The 24,600-nt window shown below is 71.1% G+C and carries 23 protein-coding genes and 1 tRNA gene; 11 read left to right on the top strand and 13 right to left on the bottom strand.

All coding sequences use genetic code 11. The features are described 5' to 3' along the window. The first annotated feature begins 86 nt into the window (after window positions 1–86). Complete coding sequence (mscL, locus tag ACIPSA_RS16860; protein WP_402634851.1) at window positions 87–566, top strand: large conductance mechanosensitive channel protein MscL; 480 nt, start codon at window positions 87–89, stop codon at window positions 564–566. Window positions 567–589: 23 nt separating this feature from the next. Here the strand turns inward: mscL and ACIPSA_RS16855 are convergent, their stop codons facing one another. Beyond that, window positions 590–766, bottom strand: coding sequence for a hypothetical protein (locus ACIPSA_RS16855; RefSeq protein WP_402634849.1), 177 nt, complete (start codon window positions 764–766; stop codon window positions 590–592). Window positions 767–839: 73 nt separating this feature from the next. Here ACIPSA_RS16855 and ACIPSA_RS16850 point away from each other — a divergent pair, with 73 nt between their 5' ends. The 4 genes from ACIPSA_RS16850 to ACIPSA_RS16835 all read left to right on the top strand — a co-directional run bounded on the left by ACIPSA_RS16850 (window position 840) and on the right by ACIPSA_RS16835 (window position 5,491). Further along, entirely contained in the window at window positions 840–2,081 is a 1,242-nt protein-coding gene (locus ACIPSA_RS16850; RefSeq protein WP_402634846.1) for a low temperature requirement protein A, read from the top strand. Between the two features lie 76 nt (window positions 2,082–2,157). Continuing rightward, window positions 2,158–3,186, top strand: a complete 1,029-nt coding sequence (locus tag ACIPSA_RS16845) for a P1 family peptidase (protein ID WP_402634843.1) — start codon at window positions 2,158–2,160, stop codon at window positions 3,184–3,186. Between the two features lie 179 nt (window positions 3,187–3,365). After that, a complete protein-coding gene (locus ACIPSA_RS16840; protein WP_402635435.1) occupies window positions 3,366–4,586 on the top strand; it encodes an Ig-like domain-containing protein in 1,221 nt (406 codons plus the stop codon). A gap of 158 nt (window positions 4,587–4,744) precedes the next feature. Continuing rightward, window positions 4,745–5,491, top strand: coding sequence for a DUF6227 family protein (locus tag ACIPSA_RS16835; protein ID WP_402634840.1), 747 nt, complete (start codon window positions 4,745–4,747; stop codon window positions 5,489–5,491). A 41-nt stretch (window positions 5,492–5,532) separates the two neighbouring features. Here ACIPSA_RS16835 and ACIPSA_RS16830 read toward each other — a convergent pair whose 3' ends face one another. The 5 genes from ACIPSA_RS16830 to ACIPSA_RS16810 all read right to left on the bottom strand — a co-directional run bounded on the left by ACIPSA_RS16830 (window position 5,533) and on the right by ACIPSA_RS16810 (window position 11,669). Continuing rightward, window positions 5,533–5,793 carry a hypothetical protein gene (locus ACIPSA_RS16830; protein WP_402634837.1) on the bottom strand — a complete coding sequence of 87 codons (261 nt, stop codon included), beginning with the start codon at window positions 5,791–5,793 and terminating at the stop codon, window positions 5,533–5,535. A gap of 108 nt (window positions 5,794–5,901) precedes the next feature. After that, complete coding sequence (locus ACIPSA_RS16825; RefSeq protein WP_402634834.1) at window positions 5,902–8,019, bottom strand: fructose-specific PTS transporter subunit EIIC; 2,118 nt, start codon at window positions 8,017–8,019, stop codon at window positions 5,902–5,904. A 256-nt stretch (window positions 8,020–8,275) separates the two neighbouring features. Continuing rightward, on the bottom strand, window positions 8,276–9,223 hold the full coding sequence (pfkB, locus tag ACIPSA_RS16820; protein WP_402634832.1) for a 1-phosphofructokinase: 948 nt from the start codon (window positions 9,221–9,223) through the stop codon (window positions 8,276–8,278). Further along, a complete protein-coding gene (locus ACIPSA_RS16815) occupies window positions 9,220–9,981 on the bottom strand; it encodes a DeoR/GlpR family DNA-binding transcription regulator (protein WP_402634830.1) in 762 nt (253 codons plus the stop codon). The genes pfkB and ACIPSA_RS16815 overlap by 4 nt, the downstream gene beginning before the upstream one ends. 242 nt (window positions 9,982–10,223) lie before the next feature. After that, window positions 10,224–11,669 (bottom strand): MFS transporter, encoded by a 1,446-nt coding sequence (locus tag ACIPSA_RS16810; RefSeq protein ID WP_402635432.1) that lies wholly within the window; start codon window positions 11,667–11,669, stop codon window positions 10,224–10,226. 194 nt (window positions 11,670–11,863) lie between these two features. Between ACIPSA_RS16810 and ACIPSA_RS16805 the strand changes: the two genes are divergently transcribed. Further along, window positions 11,864–12,826, top strand: a complete 963-nt coding sequence (locus tag ACIPSA_RS16805) for a helix-turn-helix transcriptional regulator (protein WP_402634828.1) — start codon at window positions 11,864–11,866, stop codon at window positions 12,824–12,826. 104 nt (window positions 12,827–12,930) lie between these two features. Here ACIPSA_RS16805 and ACIPSA_RS16800 read toward each other — a convergent pair whose 3' ends face one another. Then, a complete protein-coding gene (locus ACIPSA_RS16800; RefSeq protein ID WP_402634825.1) occupies window positions 12,931–13,644 on the bottom strand; it encodes a TetR/AcrR family transcriptional regulator in 714 nt (237 codons plus the stop codon). A gap of 523 nt (window positions 13,645–14,167) precedes the next feature. Next, window positions 14,168–15,166: an RNA polymerase sigma factor RpoD/SigA gene (locus ACIPSA_RS16795; protein WP_402634822.1), complete on the bottom strand. Its 999-nt coding sequence runs from the start codon at window positions 15,164–15,166 to the stop codon at window positions 14,168–14,170. A 187-nt stretch (window positions 15,167–15,353) separates the two neighbouring features. Here ACIPSA_RS16795 and ACIPSA_RS16790 point away from each other — a divergent pair, with 187 nt between their 5' ends. After that, on the top strand, window positions 15,354–15,872 hold the full coding sequence (locus ACIPSA_RS16790; protein WP_402634820.1) for a GNAT family N-acetyltransferase: 519 nt from the start codon (window positions 15,354–15,356) through the stop codon (window positions 15,870–15,872). 75 nt (window positions 15,873–15,947) lie between these two features. Here the strand turns inward: ACIPSA_RS16790 and ACIPSA_RS16785 are convergent, their stop codons facing one another. Continuing rightward, window positions 15,948–16,739, bottom strand: a complete 792-nt coding sequence (locus tag ACIPSA_RS16785; RefSeq protein ID WP_402634818.1) for a dioxygenase — start codon at window positions 16,737–16,739, stop codon at window positions 15,948–15,950. A 152-nt stretch (window positions 16,740–16,891) separates the two neighbouring features. On the opposite strand from ACIPSA_RS16785, the gene ACIPSA_RS16780 reads away from it, so the two are divergent. Next, window positions 16,892–17,401, top strand: coding sequence for a MarR family winged helix-turn-helix transcriptional regulator (locus ACIPSA_RS16780; RefSeq protein ID WP_402634815.1), 510 nt, complete (start codon window positions 16,892–16,894; stop codon window positions 17,399–17,401). A 108-nt stretch (window positions 17,402–17,509) separates the two neighbouring features. Here the strand turns inward: ACIPSA_RS16780 and ACIPSA_RS16775 are convergent, their stop codons facing one another. After that, a complete protein-coding gene (locus ACIPSA_RS16775; protein ID WP_402634813.1) occupies window positions 17,510–19,048 on the bottom strand; it encodes an MFS transporter in 1,539 nt (512 codons plus the stop codon). 258 nt (window positions 19,049–19,306) lie between these two features. Further along, window positions 19,307–19,960 (bottom strand): TetR/AcrR family transcriptional regulator, encoded by a 654-nt coding sequence (locus ACIPSA_RS16770; RefSeq protein ID WP_402634811.1) that lies wholly within the window; start codon window positions 19,958–19,960, stop codon window positions 19,307–19,309. 261 nt (window positions 19,961–20,221) lie between these two features. Between ACIPSA_RS16770 and ACIPSA_RS16765 the strand changes: the two genes are divergently transcribed. The 3 genes from ACIPSA_RS16765 to ACIPSA_RS16755 all read left to right on the top strand — a co-directional run bounded on the left by ACIPSA_RS16765 (window position 20,222) and on the right by ACIPSA_RS16755 (window position 23,436). Beyond that, window positions 20,222–21,529, top strand: coding sequence for a M6 family metalloprotease domain-containing protein (locus ACIPSA_RS16765; protein WP_402634808.1), 1,308 nt, complete (start codon window positions 20,222–20,224; stop codon window positions 21,527–21,529). Between the two features lie 142 nt (window positions 21,530–21,671). After that, the gene (locus ACIPSA_RS16760) at window positions 21,672–23,300 is read left to right on the top strand and encodes an IclR family transcriptional regulator C-terminal domain-containing protein (protein ID WP_402634805.1); all 1,629 of its coding nucleotides are present in this window, start codon (window positions 21,672–21,674) and stop codon (window positions 23,298–23,300) included. A 63-nt stretch (window positions 23,301–23,363) separates the two neighbouring features. Beyond that, window positions 23,364–23,436 (top strand) — tRNA-Arg (locus tag ACIPSA_RS16755). Window positions 23,437–23,527: 91 nt separating this feature from the next. On the opposite strand, the gene ACIPSA_RS16750 is transcribed toward ACIPSA_RS16755, so the two are convergent. Both ACIPSA_RS16750 and ACIPSA_RS16745 read right to left on the bottom strand, forming a co-directional pair. After that, window positions 23,528–23,956, bottom strand: coding sequence for a type II toxin-antitoxin system VapC family toxin (locus ACIPSA_RS16750; protein ID WP_402634802.1), 429 nt, complete (start codon window positions 23,954–23,956; stop codon window positions 23,528–23,530). Continuing rightward, window positions 23,953–24,225, bottom strand: coding sequence for a hypothetical protein (locus ACIPSA_RS16745; RefSeq protein WP_402634799.1), 273 nt, complete (start codon window positions 24,223–24,225; stop codon window positions 23,953–23,955). The genes ACIPSA_RS16750 and ACIPSA_RS16745 overlap by 4 nt, the downstream gene beginning before the upstream one ends. Window positions 24,226–24,600: the final 375 nt, after the last annotated feature.

The following is a 24,600-nucleotide window of genomic DNA, read 5'->3' as shown; positions in this document are numbered from 1 at the left end:
ATGGAACTGGACAGGATGGCGGCATCGTGCCGTAGGTTGCGGAGCGTTTCGTTCCAGACCGTGCGCGTGCGAGGAGAGTCCCCGAGGTGAGCAAGAAGAAGGAGACGGGCGTCTGGGAGGGCTTCAAGGCCTTCCTGATGCGCGGGAACGTCGTCGATCTGGCCGTGGCGGTGGTCATCGGCGCCGCCTTCACCAACATAGTCAACGCGTTGGTGAAGGGGATCATCAATCCCGTCGTCGGAGCGATCGGCACCAAGAACCTGGACGGCTACAGCACCTGCCTGAAGGAACCCTGCAAGGTGGCCGCGGACGGCACGGTCACGAGCGGCGTCCAGATCATGTGGGGCTCCGTCCTGGGAGCCACGCTCAGCTTCGTGATCACCGCGGCGGTGGTCTACTTCCTGATGGTCCTGCCGATGGCGAAGTACCTGGCCCGGATGGAGGCCCGCCGCAAGGCGAGGGAGGGCACGCACGAGGTCATCGAGGTGACCGAGCTGGAGGTGCTCAAGCAGATCCGCGACGAGCTGGTCGCGCAGCGCGCCGCCGCGGGCCGCGGGCCGCGGTAGAAGAGGTCTCGCCGGGGGCGGGCTCAGAGGTGGTGGGGCGGCTTCTCGTCGAGGAAGCGCTTCAGGTCGGCGGCACCGTCGCCGTCACCGCGCTCGCCCCACCCGCGGTCCGTGTCGTCCGAGGACTGCTGGTTCAGCGGGTCGTCGAAGACCAGCGTGGGCTTCGGGTCGCGCGGCTCGGGGGCGGGGTCGGTGCTCATGCCTCAAGGGTACGGTTCCTCGTTCGAGCCCCGAAGATCCCGTCCCGTCGGTTTTTCTGCTGTGCTGGGAGGCATGACGTCGAGTTCCGCTCCGACACCGCCCGCCTCCCAGGGCGCGCACCACCCCCTCCGGCCCCTGCGTCGGCTCACCGCCCGCGGACGCGGCGAGGCGCACCGGGTCGCGTCACCGCTCGAGCTCTTCTTCGACCTGTGTTTCGTCGTGGCCATCGCGCAGGCGGGCATCGAGCTCGTGCGCGCCGTGGTCGCGGGACACGCGGGCGACGGCATCCTGAGCTACGCAATGCTGTTCTTCGCCATCTGGTGGGCGTGGATGAACTTCACCTGGTTCGCCTCGGCGTACGACAACGACGACATGCTCTACCGGGCCGTCACGCTGGTCCAGATCTTCGGCGTGCTGGTCCTGGCCGCCGGTGTCTCGTCGGCGTTCCGGGACCACGACTACCGGGTGGTCGTGCTCGGCTACGTGATCATGCGGGTGGCGCTCGCCGCGCAGTGGCTGCGTGCCGCGAGATCGGCGCAGGGCGCGGAGCGAACCATGGCGCTGCGGTACGCGGGTGGCGTGCTGCTGTGCCAGGTCGGCTGGCTCGGGCTGGTGCTCCTGCCGGAACCCGCGCGCCCCTGGGTGTATCTCGTCATGGTGATCGCGGAGCTGTGCGTGCCGCTGTACGCGGAGAAGGTCCACCCCACGTCCTGGCATCCGCATCACATCGCCGAACGGTACGGGCTGTTCACGATCATCGTGCTCGGCGAGACGATCGCCGCCTCCACGGTGGCCGTGAAGTCGGCCATGGACGAGCACGATGCGCTGGGCGAGCTGCTGCCGATCGCGGCGGGCGGCCTGCTGATCGTCTTCTCCGCCTGGTGGATCTACTTCGCGGTGCCGATCCACGGTCATCTGCGTTCCAGCAAGCAGGCGTTCCTGTGGGGCTACGGCCACTACCTGATCTTCGCGTCGGCGGCCGCCATCGGCGCCGGTCTTCAAGTGGCCGTCGAGCAGGCGGTCGGCAAGGCGCACATCTCGACGCTGTCCGCCTCGGCCGCCGTGACCCTCCCGACGGCGCTCTATCTGGTCACCGTCTGGGCGCTGCACTCACGCTACTTCAAGATCGGCCTCGCGCAGCAGACGCTGCTGCCGGTCGCGGCGCTGCTGGTGATCGGCTGCACCTTCCTGCGCGACTGGGCGGTGCTCGCGGCGGGCCTCGTGTCGGCGCTGGCCGTGGTGGCCGGAGTGGTGCTGACGGCCCGGACGGTCGCGCGCGAGCGCGGGGCGAGACAGACCGCGACCGCCGCCTGACCGCCTCGTGCCGTCTGACCGCCTCCCGCCGCCTGCCCCCTCCTGACGCGACCGGGGCTGGGACAGACTGGCTGCCATGACAGTTGACGCATTGACGGATGTCGCCGGAGTGCGGGTGGGGCACGCGACCCTCGGCGGCGACGGCCGGCTCACCGGCACCACGGTCGTCCTCGCTCCGCGGGGTGGGGCCGTCGCCGCCGTGGACGTGCGCGGCGGCGGTCCCGGCACCAAGGAGACCGACGCCCTCGACCCGCGCAACGCGGTGCAGAAGGTCGAGGCGGTGGTGCTGACCGGCGGCAGCGCGTACGGGCTGGACGCGGCGTCGGGGGTGATGGCCTGGCTGGAGGAGCAGGGGCGCGGAGTCCCGGTCGGGGCGGACCCGGCACACGTCGTGCCGGTGGTCCCCGCCGCCTGCGTCTACGACCTGGGGCGGGGCGGGAACTTCCGGGCCAGACCGGACGCGTCCACGGGGCGCGCGGCGGTCGAGGCGGCCGCGGCGAGTGCGCTGGGCGCGCGGGTGCCGGAGGGGTGCGTGGGGGCCGGCACGGGCGCCGCGGCGGGGTGGCTGAAGGGCGGGGTCGGCACCGCGAGCACCGTCCTCGGCTCGGGTGTCACGGTGGCCGCGCTGGTGGTCGTCAACGCCGTGGGCTCGGTGATGGACCCGGAAACGGGCGTGCTGTACGGCGAGTTCTTCCAGGGGCGCGTGAAGTATCCGGAGGCGCGCGTGCACGAGGCCGCACGCCGACGCCTTTCCGAGGCCGCCGCGAAGAACGCGCCGCCGGTGCTCAACACCACGCTCGCCGTGGTCGCCACCGACGCGGAGCTCTCCAAGGCACAGGCGCAGAAGGTGGCCGGCACCGCGCACGACGGCATCGCGCGCGCCGTGCGCCCGGTGCATCTGCTGAACGACGGCGACACGGTGTTCGCGCTGGCCACAGGGGAGCGCCCGCTCGACGCCGAGCGCCCCCTCGCGCTCAACGACATCCTCGCTGCAGGCGCGGACCTCGTGACGCGCGCGATCGTGCGCGCCGTGCGCGCCGCCGAGTCGGTGGACGGGCCGGGCGGGATGTGGCCGTCCTACGAGGAGTTGTACGGGGCCCGGTAGCCGACGCGCGCCTCGACGGGTGCCCGGCCGCGTGATGCGACCGGTGTGCCGCTGGACTGTCCCGGTTCTGTCACGTGATCGCGTTCAGGGAAGCCGGAGGGAACCTTCTCGGCCGCCGGTTCCCTCTCTTCCCACGCACTGAAGCGGATCACCCACATCACATGAACCTGGAGCAGCCCGTGACAACGCCGGACATTGCAGCGCGGCGCGTACTGGGGGCCTGTGCCGCCCTGATGGTCGGCGCCCTCACGCTCACCGCCTGCGGCGGCAGCGCCAACGCCACAAACGACGACGGCAAGGGCGGCAAGGAGTCGGCCAGGACGTCCGCGGCGAAGATAGCCATCTCGGCCGAGGACGGTTCGACCAGCGCGTCCATCAACGCGACCGGCGTGAAGGTCAGCGGCGGCAAGCTGACCGACGTGAAGATGACCGTGGCGGGGTCGGGTCAGGCCGTGCCTGGCACGGTGTCGGCCGACGGCAGCAACTGGAAGCCGAAGGACCAGCTGGAGCGCGGGACCAAGTACCGGATCGCGGCGACCGCGAAGGACTCCGACGGGCGCACCGCCGCGGCCAACTCCATCTTCACCACGGTCACGACGTCGAACAGCTTCATCGGGACGTACACGCCGGACAACGGCACGACGGTCGGTGTCGGCATGCCGGTGTCGTTCACCTTCGACAAGGCCATCACCGACAAGAAGGCCGTGCAGTCGCACATCACGGTGAGCTCCAGCAGCGGCCGGCAGGTGGTCGGGCACTGGTTCGGGACGCAGCGGCTCGACTTCCGGCCCCAGGAGTACTGGAAGGCCGGCTCCAAGGTCACGATGAAGATCGACCTGGACGGGGTCCAGGGCGCGAACGGCGTCTACGGGGTGCAGAAGAAGACGGTGACCTTCACCGTCGGGCGCTCGCAGGTCTCCACGGTCGACGTGAACACGCAGACCATGACGGTGGTCCGGGACGGCAAGACGTTCAAGTCGGTTCCGATCTCGTCGGGCAGCCCGGAGCACACCACGTACAACGGGCAGATGGTGATCTCCGAGAAGTTCGAGCAGACGCGCATGAACGGATCGACGGTGGGCTACGGCGGCGAGTACGACATCTCGGACGTGCCGCACGCGATGCGGCTGACGACGTCCGGCACGTTCGTCCACGGAAACTACTGGTACAACAAGGGCAACCCGCCCTTCGGCCGCCAGGGCACCAGCCACGGCTGCGTCGGGCTCCAGGACGCCCAGGGCGCACAGGGGGACACCACCGGCAAGTGGTTCTACGACAACTCGCTCATCGGGGACGTCGTGATCGTGAAGAACTCCCCCGACAGGACGGTGGCCCCGGACAACGGGCTCAACGGCTGGAACATGTCGTGGAGCGAGTGGGGCGCGGGCAGCGCCGCCTGACCGGCTGGTTTTTGACGGAGTGTCGGGCCGTGCGGGAACTCTCCGCGCGGCCCGCGCGTTTTCCTGGCGCACGTTTTCTCGGTTCCGGGACATGATGTCCGACCGAGGGGCTACGGTATGCACCCACAAAGTGACATGCAGCAACGCCGGGAGAAGTCTTGAGCGTTCCGTACGAGACGGCAGCGTACGAACCAGCCGAGTCGCCCGAGTCTCCGGAGGAGCACCTCGCGCGACTCCTCGGCCGTGCCCTGAACTCCTTCGAGCTGCCCGACGAGGCGATACGACAGCTCGACTGTGCGCTGGCGCACGACAGTTCCCTGCACTCCGCGCACCACAGCGCGGGGCTGCACCGCGAGACGTACCGGCACACCTGGCTGCTCGCCGACGGCTCGGCCGTCACGCTCTGGGAGCTCGTCCACAACACCGCGCCGGGCAGCGACCCGCAGCACGAGGTGTACGTCGACGAGGAGGAGCTGCGCACGGCGACCGCCCGGCTGCCGCTGCCGCCGGAGACCCCGGATTTCGAGCTGCCGGTACTGATGCAGCTGTCGCCGATCCTCGAGGCGCGACACGTGTACGTTCCGGACGACTCGGCGGACCACGCGCGCCGGCTCCTGCGCCGCGCGGAGAACCCGGACCGGCCGGGCGCGGAGATGGCCGCGCTGCTGACGACGGCGTTCGCGCACCAGATCACCCAGGCCTTCGGCCGCCCCGGGCGGGCCGGCCGGGCGGGGTTGTGCTTCTCGCTCTACGAGCACGCGTTCCTGCTGCGCGACGGCGAGGAACTCTCCCTCTGGGAGGTCGAGCACACGGCGACACCCGACGGGCGGCACATGTGCGAGGTCTACATGACGGAGGACGCGGCCCGGGAGGCCATGGAGCGGCGGGCGACGCGGCAGGCCTGAGCGATCCGCCCCGGCTCCGGCCCGCGCGTAAAGGCTCTCGGCTAGCGCTCCCCGAGCCGCCGTACCAGGCCCGCGAACGCGTCCTGCTCCGCCGGGGTCAGTTCGACGGACTCGACCTGAGGAGGGGCCTGGCGCTGGGGCGGGAGGGTCTGCAGCGGCAGGGCGTGCGGTGCGCGGCCCGAGCGCCGTGCGGCGGGGTGAGGGCGGCGCACGGTATGCATCAGAAGGATCATCCAGGCCGCGGTCACCAGGACCAGGCCGACCACGCCGGCCAGCTGGAGGATCGAGACGTGCTCAGGCATACGGCCCAGTAGACACCACGGTCCGGGACTTTGGTCCCGGACCGTGACGTATCTCGCAGGTGCCGTGAACAACTCACAGCATCCCAAAGGGGCAAGGGTGGCGGACGGTTACGCCGCGACCGGCTGCTTCGCCTCCGCCGTCGCCGCCGGGTTCGCCGTCTCCCCGCCGGCCGTGGCCTCCGGAGCCTGCTTGCGCATGCCCTTCAGGATGACCACCAGCGCCGTCGTGACACCCACGCCCGCCGCGATGGCGACCAGGTAGAGGAACGGGTTGCCGATCAGCGGGACCACGAAGATGCCGCCGTGCGGGGCGCGCAGGGTGGCGCCGAAGGCCATCGACAGGGCGCCGGTGACCGCGCCGCCGGCCATCGAGGAGGGGATGACGCGCAGCGGGTCCGCGGCCGCGAACGGGATCGCGCCCTCCGAGATGAAGGAGGCGCCCAGGACCCAGGCGGCCTTGCCGTTCTCACGCTCGGTCGTGGTGAAGAGCTTGCCGCGCACGGTGGTGGCCAGGGCCATCGCCAGCGGCGGGACCATGCCGGCCGCCATCACCGCGGCCATGATCTTCATCGCGGAGTCGCTCGGGTTGGAGACCGCGATGCCGGCGGTGGCGAAGGTGTACGCGACCTTGTTGACGGGGCCGCCGAGGTCGAAGCACATCATCAGGCCGAGCAGCGTGCCGAGCAGGACGGCGTTGGTGCCGGAGAGGCCGTTCAGCCAGTCGGTCATGCCCTTCTGGGCGGAGGCGATGGGCTTGCCGATCACGACGAACATCAGGAATCCGACGATCGCCGAGGAGATCAGGGGGATCACCACCACCGGCATGATGCCGCGCAGCGCCGGTGGGATGTCGACCTTCTGGATCGCGAGCACGACACCACCGGCGATCAGACCGGCCGCCAGGCCGCCGAGGAAGCCCGCGTTGATCGTGGACGCGATCATGCCGCCCACGAAACCGGGAACCAGACCGGGCCGGTCCGCCATGCCGTACGCGATGTAGCCGGCCAGCACCGGGACCAGGAAGCCGAAGGACACCACGCCGATCTGGAAGAGCAGCGCGGCCCAGCTGTCGCCCTGGGTCCACACGAAGTGGTCCATCACCGACGGCGCCTTGTTGATCTTGTAGCCGCCGATCGCGAAGCCGAGGGCGATCAGCAGACCGCCCGCCGCGACGAACGGGACCATGTAGCTCACGCCGGACATCAGCCACTTGCGGAGCTTGGTGCCGTAGCCCTCGGTGGAGTCGCCCGCGCGCTCGACCGGCGTGCCGCCGGAGGTGGCCGCCGCCGTCACCTCGCCGCGCTCCGCCTTGCCGCGGACCTCGGCTATCAGCTCGGCGGGGCGGTTGATGCCCGCCTTCACGCCGACGTCGACCGTGGGCTTCCCGGCGAAGCGGTCCTTGTCCCGGACCGGTACGTCGTGCGCGAAGATCACGCCGTCCGCCGCCGCGATCACGGCCGGGTCGAGCCGGGTGAAGCCGGCCGAGCCCTGCGTCTCGACGAGGACCTCGACGCCCGCCTCGCGGCCCGCGCTCTCCAGCGACTCGGCCGCCATGTAGGTGTGCGCGATGCCGGTCGGGCAGGAGGTGACGGCGACGATACGGAACGGACGCTCGCCCGCGCCGGAAGCGGCGCCCTGCGCCGTGCTGCCCGCCGCGGCGTCGGCGGAGGCCGCCGCCGGCGCCGCAGCGGAGTTTTCGGAGGCGCTCGCGGCGCTCTTCGCGCCGTCAGAAGCGCCGTGGGCGCCCGCAGTCGCACCCTTGGTGGCAGCCGGCGCGGTGCTCGCCCCGTCTCCGCGGATCAGCGCGGCCGCCGCAGCCGCGTCGCCCACCGACCGCAGCGCGGAGGTGAACTCGGCGTTCATCAGCTGCCGGGCCAGCGACGACAGGATCGTCAGATGGGCGTCGTCGGCACCGGCCGGGGCCGCGATCAGGAAGATGAGGTCGGCGGGGCCGTCCGCCGCACCGAAGTCGACGCCGGCGGCGCTGCGCCCGAAGGCGAGCGTCGGCTCGGTGACGTGCTCGCTGCGGCAGTGCGGGATGCCGATACCGCCGTCCAGGCCGGTCGGCATCTGCGCCTCCCGGGCGGCCACATCGGCGAGGAAGCCCTCCAGGTCGGTCACCCGGCCCAAGGTCACCATGCGCTCGGCGAGGGCACGCGCCGCCGCTTCCTTGGTATCGGCGGACAGGTCGAGATCGACCAGGTCCGCGGTGATCATGTCGCTCATCGCGGGCTCCTATGCACGCGTATCGCCCGGGGAGTGGGGTGGGCGAGGGTGGGGACGGGGGTGCTGTGGGGGGCGGGGTGGGCGGAGGCGGGGCCGGGGAGACCCCGCCTCCTCGGACCGGCAGGACGGCTTGGAGAGCCCTGTCGGTCCACGGCCGCGGCGAGTAACGGGGAGCCTCGCCGCTTCATGGCCGGACTATGGGGCGCGGGCGCCGGGGCAGGCACGAGCGCGGTCGACGGCACGGTCGTACGGACGTTCATGACACGGGCTCCGTCAGTTCGCGGTCCACCGGGACCTCCGCCGTCACCGTCACCGCCGCCGGGTCCAGATCGGCCGGCGTGGGCATCACGCTGCCGGGCAGCTGGACGGCGGCCGCGCCGTGCGCGACGGCGGAGGCGAGCGCCTCGGGCCCGCCGCCGCCCGCGATCAGGAAGCCGGCGAGGGAGGAGTCGCCCGCTCCGACGTTGCTGCGTACGACGTCCACGTGCGCGCTGCCGAACCAGGCGCCCGCGTCGTCCACGAGCAGCTGACCGTCGGCGCCCAGGCTCGCGAGCACGGCACGCGCACCCATCTCGCGCAGTTCCTCGGCCGCCTTCACCGCGTCGCCCACGGTCGCCAGGGGGCGCCCGACGGCCTCCGCGAGCTCCTCGGCGTTCGGCTTCACCACGTCGGGACGCTCCCGAAGCGCCTCCAGGAGCGCGGGCCCGGAGGTGTCCAGCGCGATACGTACGCCCGCGGCGTGCGCCCGCGCGACCAGGTCGGCGTACCAGGCCGGCGTGAGCCCCCTCGGCAGGCTCCCGCAGCAGGCGATCCAGTCGGCACCGGCCGACTGCGCCCGCACCGTGTCCAGCAGCAGCTCCTGCTCGGCCCCCGACAGCTCGGGCCCCGGCGCGTTGATCTTGGTGAGCACCCCGTCCGCCTCCGCGAGCGCGATGTTCGAGCGAGTGGCTCCGGCGATCGGCACGGGCGCGACCTCGATGCCCTGCGCGTCGAGCAGCTCGGCGATGAGCGCGCCCGGCGCGCCACCCAGGGGCAGAACGGCGACCGTGCGCCGTCCGGCGGCCGCGACGGCGCGCGAGACGTTGACGCCCTTGCCGCCGGGGTCCATGCGCTCGCCGGTGGCACGGATGACCTCGCCGCGCTCCAGCGAGGGAACCTCGTAGGTGCGGTCCAGGGACGGGTTGGGGGTGACGGTGACGATCATGCGCGTACTACTTCCGTGCCGCCGCGCTCGATGGCGGCGGCGTCCTCGGGGCTCAGCCCGCTGTCGGTGATCAGCAGGTCCACGTCGCTCAGGTCGCCGAAGCGGGCGAAGTGCTCCTGGCCGTGCTTGACGGAGTCGGCGAGCAGCACCACGCGGCGGGCAGCGGCGACCGCCGCGCGCTTCACCGCGGCCTCGGCGAGGTCGGGGGTGGTCAGACCGTGCTCGACGGAGAAGCCGTTGGCGGCCACGAAGAGGACGTCCGCCCTGATCTCGCCGTATGCGCGCAGCGCCCAGGCGTCGACGGCCGCGCGGGTGCGGTGGCGTACGCGTCCGCCGACGAGGTGGAGCTGGATGCCCGGGTGGTCCGCGAGGCGGGCCGCGATCGGCAGGCTGTGCGTGACGACGGTGAGCGACGCCTCCAGGGGGATGGCCCCGGCCAGGCGGGCGATCGTCGTACCGGCGTCGAGGATCATCGTCCCCTCGGTCGGCAGCTCGGTGACGGCCGCCTTGGCGATGCGGTCCTTCTCGTCGGTCGAGGTGGACTCGCGTTCGGCGAGGTCCGGCTCGAAGTCGAGGCGTCCGGCCGGTATGGCACCACCGTGCACCCGGCGGACGAGGCCGGCGCGGTCGAGGGCCTTCAGGTCGCGGCGAATCGTTTCCGCCGTCACCTGGAACTCCTCGGCGAGCGACACCACGTCCACCCGGCCGCCCTCGCGGGCGAGCCGGAGGATCTCCTGCTGCCGCTCCGGTGCGTACATGTCCGTTTGCCTCCGACTGATGCCCGAACTTGTGGTTTCGCTGCGAGGCTACGCCCGGATTTCCGGAAAGTAAACAGGTTCGGACCCGATTCGGGCATGACCGGACTTCCAGCTGCTCAGGCACGGACTTCCGCCCCATCCGGGGCACCGACTTCCGGCTGCTCAGGCACGAACTTCCGGCTGCTCGGGGCATGCGGAAGGGCCCGGCACCGTCGGGTGCCGGGCCCTTCCGGGGCCGGGGATCAGTGCACGAGCTCGGGCTCCGCCTCCACCAGGAGCCGCTCGTCGGCGCCGTCCCCGCCGCCCTCCAGATGCTGCGCCGGCCGCTTCGGCAGCGCGAACATCAGCAGGAAGATCACGCCCAGCACCGCGGCGACCCAGCCCAGCGCGTGCTGGAAGGCGTGCACGAAGGCCGGTCCCACCTGGGCCCGGGTCAGCCGGTCAGGGATCTCACCGAAGAACACCACCGACACCAGGCCGAGCCCGAGCGCGTTGCCCATCTGCTGCACGGTGTTGATCAGACCGGAGGCCGAACCGGCGTGCTCGCGCGGCACCCCGGAGAGCACCGCGTCCGTCAGCGGGGCGACGATCAGGCCCATGCCGGCACCCATGACGACCAGCGGGAGCGCCATCTGCCAGGAGGTGATGCCGAGGCCGTACCGCTCGGACTCTGCCATGTAGATCAGGACACCGGCCGCCATCACCAGCGCGCCCGCCTGGAGCACCTTGCGCCCGAACCGCGGGACCAGCTTCTGGACCGACATCCCGGCCGCCACGGAGACGGAGATCGAGAAGGGCACCCCGGTCAGACCGGCCCGCAGCGGGCTCCAGCCGAGGCCGAACTGCATGTACAGCGTCCACACCAGGAAGAAGAAGCCGAGCGAGATCCCGAACACCGTCTGCACCGCGATGCCCGCCGCGAAGCTCTTCACCCGGAACAGGGACAGCTCGACCAGCGGGGAACCGTCCCGCGCGCCCTTGCGCCGCTCGTACGCCACCAGCGCCGCGAAGACGACGAGCGAGCCCGCCATCGAGACGTACCCCCACAGCGGCCAGCCCAGCTCGCGGCCGCGGGTAAGCGGGTAGAGCAGCATCAGCAGGCCCAGCGCCACCAGCGCGACGCCGACGAGGTCCAGCTTCAGCGCCTTCGGCGCCTTCGACTCCGTGATGAAGCGGCGGCCCAGAAGGAAGGCCACGATGCCGACCGGCAGGTTGATGAGGAAGATCGGGCGCCACTCCAGGCCGAACAGGTTCCACTCCGTCAGCAGCGCGCCGAGCAGCGGGCCCGAGACCGCGCCCAGGCCCACGATCGCGCCGAAGAGGCCGAAGACCTTGCCGCGCTCATGGGCCGGGAAGGTGGCGTGCACGATCGAGAGGACCTGCGGCACCATCATCGCCGCCATCCCGCCCTGCAGGATGCGGGAGGCGACCAGCATCTCCGGGTTCGCGGCGAAGCCGCACAGGGCCGACGCGACCGTGAAGCCACCGACACCGAGCAGGAACAGCCGCCTGCGGCCGTGGATGTCGCCGAGGCGTCCGCCGGTGATCAGACCGGTGGCGAAGGCGAGGGCGTAACCGGCGGTTATCCACTGGATCTGGCTGACGGAGGCGCCGGCGTCCCGCTGGATCGACGGGATCGCGATGTTGACGATCGTGACGTCGACGAGGTCCATGAAGGCCGCGGTCATCACGATGGCAAGGGCGAACCAGCGACGCCGGTCCGCCGCGGGGGTGGTGCTGTCGGTGCTGTCGGTGCTGTCGGTGCTGTCGGTGCTGTCGGTGCTGTCGGTGCTGTCCACAAGGGGTTCGGTGGAGGTCATGCATTCAAGGTAGGACCTCACTAGGTCAGATCGTGTCCTAGTTCTGCGGCATCCTCGGATACATGACGACGGACACACCGGCCCGGCTGCTGCAACTCCTCTCCCTCCTCCAGACGCCCCGCGAATGGCCCGGCGGCGAGCTCGCCGAGCGGCTCGGGGTCTCCCGCCGTACGGTGCGGCGGGACATCGACCGGCTGCGTGAGCTGGGTTATCCCGTACAGGCCACCCTGGGGGCCGACGGCGGGTACCGCCTTGTCGCGGGCAAGGCGATGCCGCCGCTCGTGCTCGACGACGAGGAGGCGGTGGCCATCGCGGTCGGACTGCGGGCCGGCGCCGGGCACGCGGTGGAGGGGGTCGACGAGGCGTCGGTACGGGCACTGGCGAAGCTGGAGCAGGTGCTGCCCTCGCGGCTGCGGCACCGGGTGTCCACCCTCCAGGCCGCGACAACGCCGCTGACCAGCGGGGACGGGGCGCGCATCGCGCCCGAGACGCTGACCGTGATGGCGTCCACCGTGGCCGGGCACGAGCGGTTGCGCTTCGCCTACCGGGCCGGGGACGGGACCGAGTCACGGCGGCTGACGGAGCCGTACCGGCTGGTGTCGACGGGGCGCCGCTGGTACCTCGTCGCCTACGACCTGGACCGGGACGACTGGCGCACGTTCCGCGTCGACCGGGTCAGCGATCCGTTCGCCACCGGGGCGCGGTTCGCCCCGCGGGAACTGCCGACGGGAAGCGCGGCGGAATACCTGCGGCGGTCCATCCAACGGCGGCAGGAGACATACGAGTTCACGGTCGCCTTCGCCGCTCCGGCGGACGTCGTCGCCGCGCGGCTGCCCGGGTGGCTCGGCACGCCGGAGCCGGACGGCGAGCGGGGCTGCGTCGTGCGGGGCGCCACCGGGGATCCCGTGGAGTGGCTCGCGATCCGCCTGGCGATGGCCGGGGTCGATTTCGTCGTCCGGGAGCCCGCGGAACTCGTCGAGTGCGTACGGGAGTTGGGCGGGCGGTTGAGTCGGGCGGGCGGTTGAGTCGGGCGCGCGGTTGAATCGGGCGCGCGGTTGAATCGGGCGGAGGCCGGGTCCGGCAGAAGCCGAGCCGGGCCGGGGGCACTTGAGCGGTCGTACGGCGTCCCCTACCCGCCCCTCCTCCCCTCCCCCCAGGGAAAGTCCCGCAGCGCCCCGAGGTTGCGCAGGGCCAGCGCCGCGGGGCCCTCCGGGCCCGAGGGCGGGGCGGGCGTCCCGGCCCAGGACTCGACCGCCACACGTACGACGGCGCCGACGACCGCGGCGGTGAAGCGGAGTTCGAGGGTGTGCGCGGCCGCGTCGGCAACATTGTCGGCCACCTCGGCGGGGGCCGTCCGCTCCGCCAGGACCTCCGCCAGGGTCTGCTCCGACGCCAGGCACACCTCCCCCCACACCTTGCCCAGCGCGGGGCTCGTGCGGGCCAGGCGGACGAGGGTGCGCACCCATTCCCAGGAGGCGGCGGAGACGCAGGCGCCGGGAGTCAGGGTGTGGCGCACCGCGTGCTCCAGGACCTCCGGTACCGACAGCGCGGCGGGGGCCGCGCGGACCGCTTCCACCCAAAGCTGGGCGCCCGCCGCGTAGAGGGGGGCCACCGCCTCCTCCTTGGTGGCGAAGTAGCGGTAGAAGGTGCGCGGGGCGACTCCCGCGGCCTGGGCGATGTCCTCGGCGCGGGTGGCACGCAGGCCTTGGCCGACGAAGAGCGCGGCCGCCGCCCGGGCGATCTCCATCCGGGTTTCCGCCTTGCGGCGCTCCGTCAGGGACGCGGGAGGGACGGGGGGAAAGGGCTTACCTGGGGTGTTGCCGGCGGGGTTGGGGGCGCTCACGGCGGCAGGGTATGCCCATGTGGCAGAATCTGCCATTCGGCGGGCCACCCCGGGGTTCAGGTACGGGGTGACCCGCCACTCCCACGTGTCCGGACATGGAAAGCCAAGGCGTCCGGACATGAGAACGGCAAGGTGTCCGGACATACGAACTCCGACGTGTCCGGGCATGAAGAAGAGCGTGTCCGGGCAGGAAGAAGAGCCGAGCTCCGGCACCCGGGGGGAGTGGCGCCGAAGCCCGGCTCTGTGAAGGTCCCGGCGCCGGGGGGGAATTGCGACGGGACGTGGCTCAGGGTTGTCATAAGGGCGTGCGAGTACGGTCCGGTCCCGGACCTCGAACTCCTGGGCCCTGAAGGGTTGTTCCCGGGGCCCCGCGAGTTGAAGCGGCGGTACAGAGCCATGTTTGCGCTGTCTTGCGCCACCCGGCGTACGCGGGCGACAGTGGCCGTACGTCACTCGGCGCCCGTCGAACCACACGCGCCCCCACGCGTTCCGCTCCGGTGAGCGCCGGTGCCGTTTGCCCCGCTTACGCCGCCGCGTCGAACCCGGTGTCGCGCGCCAGCTTCTTCAGTTCGAGCAGCGCGTGCTTCTCGATCTGGCGGATGCGTTCGCGCGTCAGGCCGTGCTCCTTGCCGACCTCGGTCAGCGTGCGCTCCCGGCCGTCCTCGATGCCGTACCGCATCTTGATGATGGAGGCCGTGCGCTGGTCGAGGCGGCCGATGAGGTCGTCGAGTTCCTCGCTGCGCAGGAGCGTGAGCACCGACTGCTCGGGGGAGACCGCCGAGGTGTCCTCCAGCAGGTCACCGAACTGGGTCTCGCCCTCGTCGTCCACCGCCATGTTCAGCGAGACCGGGTCACGGGCCCAGTCGAGCACGTCGGTGACGCGCTCCGGCGTGGAACCGAGCTCCGCGGCGATCTCCGCGGGCTCCGGCTCGCGCCCGTGCTCACGGTTGAACTCGCGCTGCACGCGCCGGATCCGGCCGAGCTCCTCGACCAGGTGGACGGGCAGCCGGATCGTGCGGGACTGGTCCGCGATGGAGCGGGTGATCGCCTGACGGATCCACCAGGTGGCGTACGTCGAGAACTTGAAGCCCTTGCGGTAGTCGAACTTCTCGACCGCGCGCACCAGGCCCGCGTTGCCCTCCTGGACCAGGTCGAGCAGGGGCAGGCCGCTGCGCGGGTAGCGCCGGGCCACCGCCACGACCAGCCGGAGGTTGGAGCGGATGAAGATGTCCTTGGCGTGCTCCCCCGCGGCGACCAGTGCCTCGAGTTCCTCGCGGCTGGCGTCCGTGGCGGACTCCTCGTACCCGTCGAGGACCTGTCGCGCGAAAACACCCGCCTCTATGGTCTGGGACAGCTCGACTTCTTTGGCGGCGTCGAGCAGCGGTGTCCGCGCGATCTCGTCGAGATACATGCCGACCAGGTCGCGGTCGGCGATCTCGCCGCCATGGGTGCGAACACTGCTTGCCGCGTCGGGCGTCTCGCCGGTGGCGGACTTACGACGGGCGACGGCACGGGTTGCCATGCGTGCTCCCTTGCGATGGTGGGTCAGCGGGTGGTCCTGGACGCCCGGCGCTCCGAGAACTCCTTGGGACTGTCCTCGGGTGCCCTGCATCCGATGGAAACAACGACTGGAATCAGGACAGAATTCCCAACGCGTCCCGCAATTTTTCTGATCATGCAGTACCCTGCGGCACCACATGGGAGGCGAGATGCCGTCGGTACATGCAGAGGTGCAGGTCAGGCCAGGAGTCGAGAACGACCTCGAAGCCCTCACGAACATCTACAACCACTACGTGCGCGAGAGCCCCATCACCTTCGACACCGCGGTCTTCACGCCGGAAGAGCGACGCCCTTGGCTGATCTCCCACCCGGAAGACGGCCCGTACCGGCTGATGGTTGCCGTGGACGCGGACTCACAGGAGATTCTGGGCTACGCCACATCCAGCCCTTACCGGCCGAAGCCCGCCTACTCCACCTCCGTGGAGGCCACGGTCTACGTCGCCCCGCACGCCGGACGGCGCGGCGTCGGCACGCTCCTCTACAAGGCCCTCTTCGAGGCCCTGGCCGACGAGGACCTGCACCGCGCGTACGCCGGCATCGCCCAGCCCAACGAAGCGTCCACGCGGCTGCACGAACGCTTCGGGTTCCGGTACGTCGGCACGTACCGGGAGGTGGGCCGGAAGTTCGGCCGGTACTGGGACGTGGCCTGGTACGAGAAGGACCTGTGACCCGGGGAGGAACCTGTGCCCCCCGGGAGGGACCTCTGCCCCCGGGAGGAATCAGCGACCTGACCCCGGAAAGGATCAGCCGAACTGCACCGACCGCTTCGCCATCCCCATCCAGAACCCGTCGATCACCGACTTCTGGGCGGTCGGCTCACCGCCGGCCTCCGCCGCGCCCATGGTGACGAAGAGCGGCGCGAAGTGCTCGGTGCGCGGGTGGGCGTACCGGCCGGCCGGGGCCTTGTCGAGGAAGTCCAGCAGGGCGTCCCAGTCGTGGGTCTCCAGGGCGCGCCGGCCCCAGTCGTCGAACTCGGAGGACCAGCTGGGCACACCGCCTCCCGTGTGCCGCAGCGCGGCCAGGTTGTGGGTGAAGAAGCCCGAGCCGACGATCAGCACACCCTCGTCGCGCAGCGGGGCGATCCTGCGGCCGATCTCCATCAGCCTGACCGGGTCGAGGGTCGGCATGGAGATCTGCAGGACAGGGATGTCGGCCTCGGGGAACATCTCCACCAGCGGGACGTACGCGCCGTGGTCGAGGCCGCGGTCCGGGATGTCCTGGACGGGCATGCCGGGGGCGCGCAGCAGCTTCCGTACCGACTCGGCGAGCTCAGGCGCGCCGGGAGCCCCGTACTTCACCCGGTAGTAGTGCTCGGGGAAACCCCAGAAGTCGTACACGAGGGGGACGGTCTGCGTGGCACCGATGGCGAGGGGTGCCTCCTCCCAGTGGGCGGAGACCATGAGGATCGCCTTGGGGCGGGGCAGGTCCGCGGACCAGGCGGCGAGCTGGCCGGGCCAGATCGGGTCGTCGGCGAGTGGCGGGGCACCGTGGCTGAGATAGAGGGCGGGCATGCGCTCCTGGGCGGCGGCGGACATGACGGCGGCTCCCTCCGGTGGATCCCACAGACCCGTTGCTCCGACTGCTTTGCTCTGGCTGATGCAACTGCTTTAACTCTCAAGCTTTCCTGCGCAACAGAGTACGCCCCGCTTGTTCAACTTTCAAGGAGATGGCTCGTACAGTGGACCGCATGAACACGGCATCCGAATCCGCCGCGCACGTCCGCTGGCTCACCGACGAGGAGCAGCGCGTCTGGCGTTCGTTCATGCACGCCGCCACGCTGCTCGAAGACCACCTCGACCGTCAGCTGCAGCGCGACGCGGGCATGCCACACATCTACTACGGCCTCCTCGTCCAGCTCTCCGAGGCCCCGCGCCGTCGGCTGCGGATGACCGAGCTGGCCAAGAAGGCGAAGATCACCCGGTCCCGCCTCTCGCACGCGATCACCCGCCTGGAGCGGAACGGCTGGGTGTCCCGGGAGGACTGCCCCTCCGACAAGCGGGGCCAGTTCGCGGTGCTCACCGAGGCCGGCACCGAGGTGCTGCGGCGCGCCGCGCCGGGCCATGTGGGCGCCGTCCGCCAGGCACTGTTCGACCGGCTCAGCCCGGAACAGCAGAAGACCCTCGGCGAGATCATGGAGATCGTCGCCGAGGGTCTGCAGCCGGACGAAGCGGGTGCGGACCTGCCCTGGCTCCGCTGAGCCGCTCACTCGCGGAGCCGGGGCCGGTCCTGGGCGCCGTGCGTACGGGGTTTCCCCGTCCTCGTACGTACGGCGGGTCCGAAGGGGTACGCCGTTACGCCATCGGCCTCAGTGGGCGATGACCGGCACCGCCACCTCGTCCTCGACGCCCTCGCCGGAGGCGACCGGGGCGCTGCCCGGGGTGCCGGCGTTGACGAAGGCCACGACGATCACCGAGGCGAGCACCAGCATGCCGACGGCGAACCAGATCGCGTTGGTGTAGCCGTGCACCATGCCCTCGAGCTGGACCAGCTGCTGCTGCGGCTTCGTCGCGGCAGTGGCGATGTGGTCCTTGATGTACGAGGTCGTCGCGGAGGCGGCGATCGTGTTCAGCAGGGCCGTGCCGATCGCGCCACCCACCTGCTGCGAGGTGTTGACCATCGCGGAGGCGACACCGGCGTCCCGGGGCTCGACGCCCAGGGTGGCCAGGGACATGGCCGGCATGAACGCCGTACCCATGCCGAGGCCGAGCAGCAGCATCGACGGCAGGACCGTCGAGGCGTACGACGAGCCGATCTCCAGACGGGTCATCAGCAGCATGCCGACGGCGGCGACCAGGAAGCCGGGGCCCATCAGCAGGCGGGCCGGGACCCTGGTCATCAGGCGGGTGCCGATCTGGGTGGAGCCGACCATCATGCCCGCGATCATCGGCAGGAAGGCGAAGCCGGTCTTGATCGGCGAGAAGCCCTTGATGACCTGCAGGTAGTAGGTCAGGAAGAGGAAGGTGCCGAACATCGCGATGACCGCGATACCCAGGGAGAGGTAGATTCCGCCGCGGTTGCGGTCGAGGACCACGCGCAGGGGCAGCAGCGGGGCCTTGACCCGGGTCTCGGTGACGACGAACGCGATCAGCAGCACCGCGGAGGCGACGAACAGGCCGATGGTGGTGGCGTGGCCCCAGCCGTCGGACTCGGCGCGGGTGAAGCCGTACACCAGGGAGACCAGGCCGAGGGTGGACAGGAGCACGCCGGGGATGTCGAGCGGGTTGCGGTTGCGGCCGCCCTCCGGCTCGCGGATGACGAAGTACGCGCCGAGCGCGGCGACCACGGCGAACGGGATGTTCACGAAGAACGTCCAGCGCCAGTCCAGGTACTCGGTGAGCACACCACCGAGGATGAAGCCGACGGCGCCGCCGCCACCGGCGATCGCGCCGTAGATGCCGAAGGCCTTGGCGCGCTCCTTGGCGTCCGTGAACATCACGGCGAGCAGGGAGAGCGCGGCCGGGGCGAGCATGGCGCCGAAGACGCCCTGGAGGGCGCGGGCGCCGAACATCATCGCGCCGCTGGTCGCCGCGCCACCGAGCGCGGAGGCGGCGGCGAAGCCGGTCAGGCCTACGACGAAGGCCCGCTTACGGCCCCACAGGTCGGCGATCCGGCCGCCGAACAGGAGCAGACCGCCGAAGGCGAGGGCGTAGGCCGTGACGACCCACTGGCGGTTGCCGTCGGATATGCCCAGGTCGGTCTGGGCGGAGGGCAGGGCGATGTTCACGATGGTCGCGTCGAGGACGACCATCAGCTGGGCGAGCGCGATGAAGATGAGCGCTTTCCAGCGGTTGGCGTCGCCGCTCTGCTCAACGGCGCCGGGAGCCTTGAAGGCTGTTTCGGACATGGGGGTACCCACTTCGGGACTTCGTGACGGAAAAAGGGGTCGGTGAGGTCGGTGATGCAAAAGGAAGCGTCGGTGGTGAGTGACCGGAGTACGGCCCTCAACTAATCGGTCGGGCGATGCGTCGTCGGACGGTGGATCGTCGGGCTTGAGTCTTCGGACTTGGCGTCTTCGGGCGTGGCCTCGTCGGGCATGGCGTCGTCTGGCATGGCGTCGTCGGATGTGGCGTCGTCTGGCATGGCGTCGTCGGATGTGGCGTCGTCAGGCTTGGCGCAGGTCCTCCATGGTCACGGCCGTGCCCGGCAGGACGGATCGGGCCGGGGCCCGCAGTCCGTCCAGGAACAGCTGCAGATGACGGTGTACGAAACGGTCGGCGCTGAGACAGCCCGTGCCGGCCGGGGGCCGGCTGAGCTGTGCCACGGCGACCATCAGATCCCCGACGCCCACGTCACGGCGGAGCAGTCCGGCCCCCTTGGCCCGGTCCATGAGCTCTCCGACGATCCGCTCGACGCGTTCCCGAGCGGTCTCCAGATCGGGGTGGTGCTCGTCGAAGGTGCTGGAGACCATCGGGCACAGAGCGCTGATCCGCTCGTCGGCAGAGACGTGCACGAAGCGCTCCAGCGCCTCGAAGGCGTCGCCGCCCTCGGCGAGGGCCTGCTCGGCCGCCCGCACCGTGCGGTCCAGCACGGAGCAGACGACCTCGCGGACGAGGGCGTCGCGGTCCGGGAAGTTACGGTAGACCGTGGCGTTGCCGACGCCGGCCCGGCGGGCGATCTCGTCGAGCGGCACGTCGGGGCCGTGCTCGACGAACATCTCCCGGGCGGCGGCGACGATCCGCTCCCGGTTGCGCAGGGCGTCGGCCCGGGGCCGGACTGCCTTGCGCGCTTCGGGGCGCGGTGAAGTCACGGTCTGCACGGCGCACTCCTCGGTCGACTTGCTTGCTGGCGGCGATCCGGGGAAGAAGTCCCCGTTTCGCTCGGACACACGTCTAAACGGGGAAACGATCCCCGGTTATTTCCCACCCCCGAGAAGATTCCCTGTGACCTGCATCACATCCATACCGACGGGAAACCCACGATCGGCCCCTCCAGCGCGCGGCCTCCGCCCCCTCGACTGAGGGTGATCGCAAGGGTGCAGCCGGAGACCGGCGGCTGCCGTGGAGCGAAAGGCCCATGCATGCAGCCGCCGCCGATCGCCCGACGGATATCCCCGCGCACCCGCCGGATATCCCCGCGCCGCGTGGCCGCCTTCGCGTCCGTGACCGCCCTGACCCTCGCGGTCAGCACCTCGGGCGGCACCGGGCACCCCTCCGAGGGCCCTAGCGCGCCCGGGGCGGGCTCGATCGCCCTGGCCCGCATTCCCGCCCTCACCCCCTGCCTGATCAACGGCGGCCACGACGTCCAGATGACCGAGGGCATCCCCACCCCGGGCGGCTACTCCCGCTCCACCGGCACCGTCCGCGCGCTGACCCTGATGGTCGACTTCCCCGACGCGCCCGGCGAGGGCGACGCGCTCGACCGCTACCGCGAGTTCGTCCCGCAGACCCAGGAGTGGTTCCGCACCGCCTCCTACGGCCACCTCGACTACCGCCCCGAGGCCCCGGTCCAGCACTGGCTGCGGATGCCCAAGCCGTTCACGGCGTACGGCATAGAGCGCGGCGCCCCCTTCGACCCCGGCTACCGCGAGCTGGTCCAGGACATCGTGGCCGCCGCAGACCCGGAGGTGGACTTCCGCTCGTACGACCTGCTGAACGTGCTGGTGACTCCCAACGCGGGCCCGTCCGCCCTGGACACCGTCCTGTCCGTGACCTTCGCCGGCAACGCCGAGGCCCCGGTCGCCGACGGCATCCCCGTCGCCAACGCGTCCTTCGTCTACTCCCGCCAGGACGACGGCTCAGGCGGCTACGACCGCACCGGCTACCGCGTGCTCCCCCACGAGAACGGCCATGTCTTCGGCCTGCCCGACCTCTACACCCAGGAGGGCGGGAGCGCCGTCGGCCACTGGGACATCATGAGCGAGGACTGGGGCGCCGACAACGACCTGCTCGGCTGGCACAAGTGGAAACTGGGCTGGCTGGACGCGAACCAGGTGAGCTGCGCGACGGGCCGGGGCAGCAAGGAGTACACGCTGACGCCGCTGTTCCGCACCGGCGGCCACAAGCTCGTCTTCGTGCCGATCGGCGCCCGCACCGGGTACGCGATCGAGCTGCGCGCCCAGGGCGGCAACGACGAGGTCGTGTGCCACCCCGGCATCCTCATCTACCGGGTCGACGCGAACGTCGACACCGGGCGCGGCCCCATCACCGTCTTCGACGCCCACCGCGGCACCGACGGCTGCACCCGCAGCCCCAACGTCCACGCGGAGCTGTCCGACGCGACCTTCTCGCCCGGCGAGACCTTCAAGGACCCGCGCAAGAAGATCACCGTCGAGGTGACGGGGGCGAACCTGACCGGCGACTACACGGTGCGGGTGACGCGGGGGTAGCGGGGACAGCGGGGACAGACAGGCAGGGAGGGGCAGGAAGGGGACGGGGCAGGAAGGGCACGGGGACGGGACGGGGACGGGACGGGGGCAGGGCGGGGATTACGGTAGGCGTGCCGTGCCGCACCGCCGTACCGGAGAACCGATGCCCACCGACACCGCACAGGACGCCCAGGCCCCGGCCCCCCGGGTGCCGGAAGCCGCCGTGCCGCCGTCCGAAGCGGTCACCCCCCTCATCCGCGGGATCGCCGTACTGCGGCGGCTCACCGAGTCGGGCGGCATCCTCAGCCTCAGCGCCCTCGAACGGAGCACCGGACTCGCCCGCTCCACGGTCGACCGCATCACCTCGACACTCGCCCGCATGGGATACGTCCGCCTCGACGGCCGGGACGCGATCTTCGCCCCCCGGGTGATGGACCTGGGCAACGCCTACCTGGCCGCCCTGCGTCTGCCGGCCCTGCTGGACCCGCACGCCGACGCCCTGGCCGACGAACTCGACGAGTCGGTGTCGCTGGCCGTCTCCGACCGGGACGGCATCCGCTTCATCCACCAGGCCACCCGCCGCCGCGCGATGTCCCTGAGCTTCCGCATCGGCGACCTGCTCCCCGCCGAACGCACCGCCCCCGGCGCGCTGTTCGCCGCCGAGTGGACCGACGAGGACTGGACCCGCTGGCGTGAACGCCGAGCGGCGGACCCGGAGGACCGCACGTTCACGGCCGTACCACCACGGGACCGCGCGCGCTCGGCCTCGGACGACAGGGCGTTCGTACGCCAGGCCGCGCAAGCCGCCACCGAGGGCTGGGCACTGGACGACCAACTGATCGAACCGGGCCTGGTCGCGGTCTCCGTCCCCGTACGGGACCCGCACACAGGCCAGATCGCCTGCGCGGCAAACGTGGTGAGCCACACCAGCCGGCACTCCGCCGCAGACCTGCGCGACACCCTCCTCCCCCGCCTCCGCGCGGCGGTCGCGACGATGGAGGCGACCCTGCACGACGCCCCGCCGCCCGGCCCCGGACCGGCCCCCTCCGGCCTGGCGACCTGGACGACTGCGTCCAAACACGAGCTGGGCAGCGACTTCATCGAGTCCCTGGCCCGCGGCCTCACCGTCCTGACCGCCTTCGGCGAGGGCCGTTCGGCGCTGACCCTGACAGAGGTGTCCAAGGCGACGGGGCTGGCGCGGGCGACGGCCCGCCGGGCACTGATCACGTACGAACACCTGGGCCTGGTGACCCCGACACGCGACCGCGGGTTCACCCTCACCCCCCGGGTCCTCTCCCTGGGCTTCCCGCCCCTGTCCCGTACGACGCTCCCCCACCTGGCGACCCCGCACCTGAGGTCCCTGGCGGACCGCCTGGACGAACCGACCGCCCTGGCCGTACTGACGCGCTCGGGCCCGGCTCCGGAGATCCAGTACACGGCCGGCGCCACGACGTCCCGCGTCCTGACGGTCGACATCACGGTGGGCACCCGCCTGCCCGCCGACGCCACGTCCCTGGGCCGCGTCCTCCTGACGGACGCCTTCCCCGACGTCCACGCCCAGGGCTACGCCCTGGTGGACCAGGAACTGGAATCCGGCCTCCGCTCGATCGCGGTACCGGTCCGGGACCGCGCGGGCCGGGTGGTCGCCGCGGTGAACGTGGCCACCCACGCCGCTCGCCGCACCCTGGAGGACTGCGTGACGACCGTCCTCCCCGAACTGTCCACCACGGCCGCCCGCATCCAGTCCGACTTCCACACGGCATCCCGCTTCACGCACGTCCCGCTGTCCTGACCCCCCGCACCCCGCCCACCGAATCCGGTACGCTGACGCCTGTGGCTCACGCGGCCATGATCAGCCTTCGTAGCTCAGGGGATAGAGCACCGCTCTCCTAAAGCGGGTGTCGCAGGTTCGAATCCTGCCGGGGGCACAGAGAAACGCCTGGTCAGAGGCCCTTCCGTCCGTCGGACGGGAGGGCCTCTGCGGTTGCAGCACACGTACGGCACCGACGCCGCGGCCACCTACAGTTGCTGCTCCCACGGATTGACCACCAGTGCCCCGGCTCGGGCTATGTGCTTGATGTTGCGTGTGGCCACCGTCCAGCCGTTGGCCAGGGCAGTGGCGGCGATCAGGGCGTCCGGTGGGTCGATGCTGGTGCCGGCGGCCTTGAGCGTCTTGTGGATGGTGAGGTAGGCGGCCGCTTCCGGTTCGCCGATAGGTGCGATGCGGTCACGGAATTCGTGCCGTACCGCAGCGAGGGCTTGTGCGTAGCGGGCTTGCCTTACGGGATCCGGGGCGGCGGCAACGCCGGCCTCGATCTCGGCCACGGTGATCACGCTCAAGAAGCGGTTGGGGCGGGCCGTGGACCGGAACCAGGCCAGGACGCGCGGGTCGGGCTTCGCCCGGGTCGTGAGCTCGGCGACGACATTGGTGTCGAACAGGTAGATCACTCGACGTCCGTCTGCGCATCGTAGGAGCGGGCGCCGAACTCCAGACCCTCGAAGGGCCGGGAGAGCAGGAATTCCTCGAAGCCGTCGTTGCTCAGCGTCACCCAGCGGTGCAGCATCTCGGGCAGAGCCTCGATCTCCGTGTCGGCGAGCTCCGCGTCGAAGTGCCGACGCTGGTCCTCAGGCAGGGACTCCCGGATGTCACGGATGGTCCGCAGCGGATGCGACGACGGGCGCGGCGGGTGAGGCACACCGCTCGGAGCTGTGGTCATCGGCATCCCCTCCGCATGCATCGGGCTGCGTACTGCTGCTGGTCCCAGGCTACGGGTTTCCGCCTGCCCGCTCACAACTTTGGGACGAGAGCGGGGCATCCGTCAGCCTGGCCGCCGAGCGACAGCGGCAGTTCTTACGGCGTCCGCCTGATCGTCCTCGTCAACAGGTACCGCCCCCAACCAAGTGGCCGGCCGGAACGGATTCGGCACACATGAGGCCGGGAATGGCTGGGAACACGCGAGAACCGTGGAGGAGTGATTTCGCAGGTCAGGTGCACTGGAGGCTACATTTACGCAGTTCACAGCCTCGCCCAGGGAAAACTCCTAAAGCGGGTGTCGCAGGTTCGAATCCTGCCGGGGGCACAGCGCATTACG

It is taken from the genome of Streptomyces sp. NPDC086549 (genome assembly GCF_044746205.1).
GTDB lineage: Bacteria > Actinomycetota > Actinomycetes > Streptomycetales > Streptomycetaceae > Streptomyces.
Note: the sequence above shows the minus strand (reverse complement) of the source record. Positions and strands in the feature narration are given on the sequence as shown.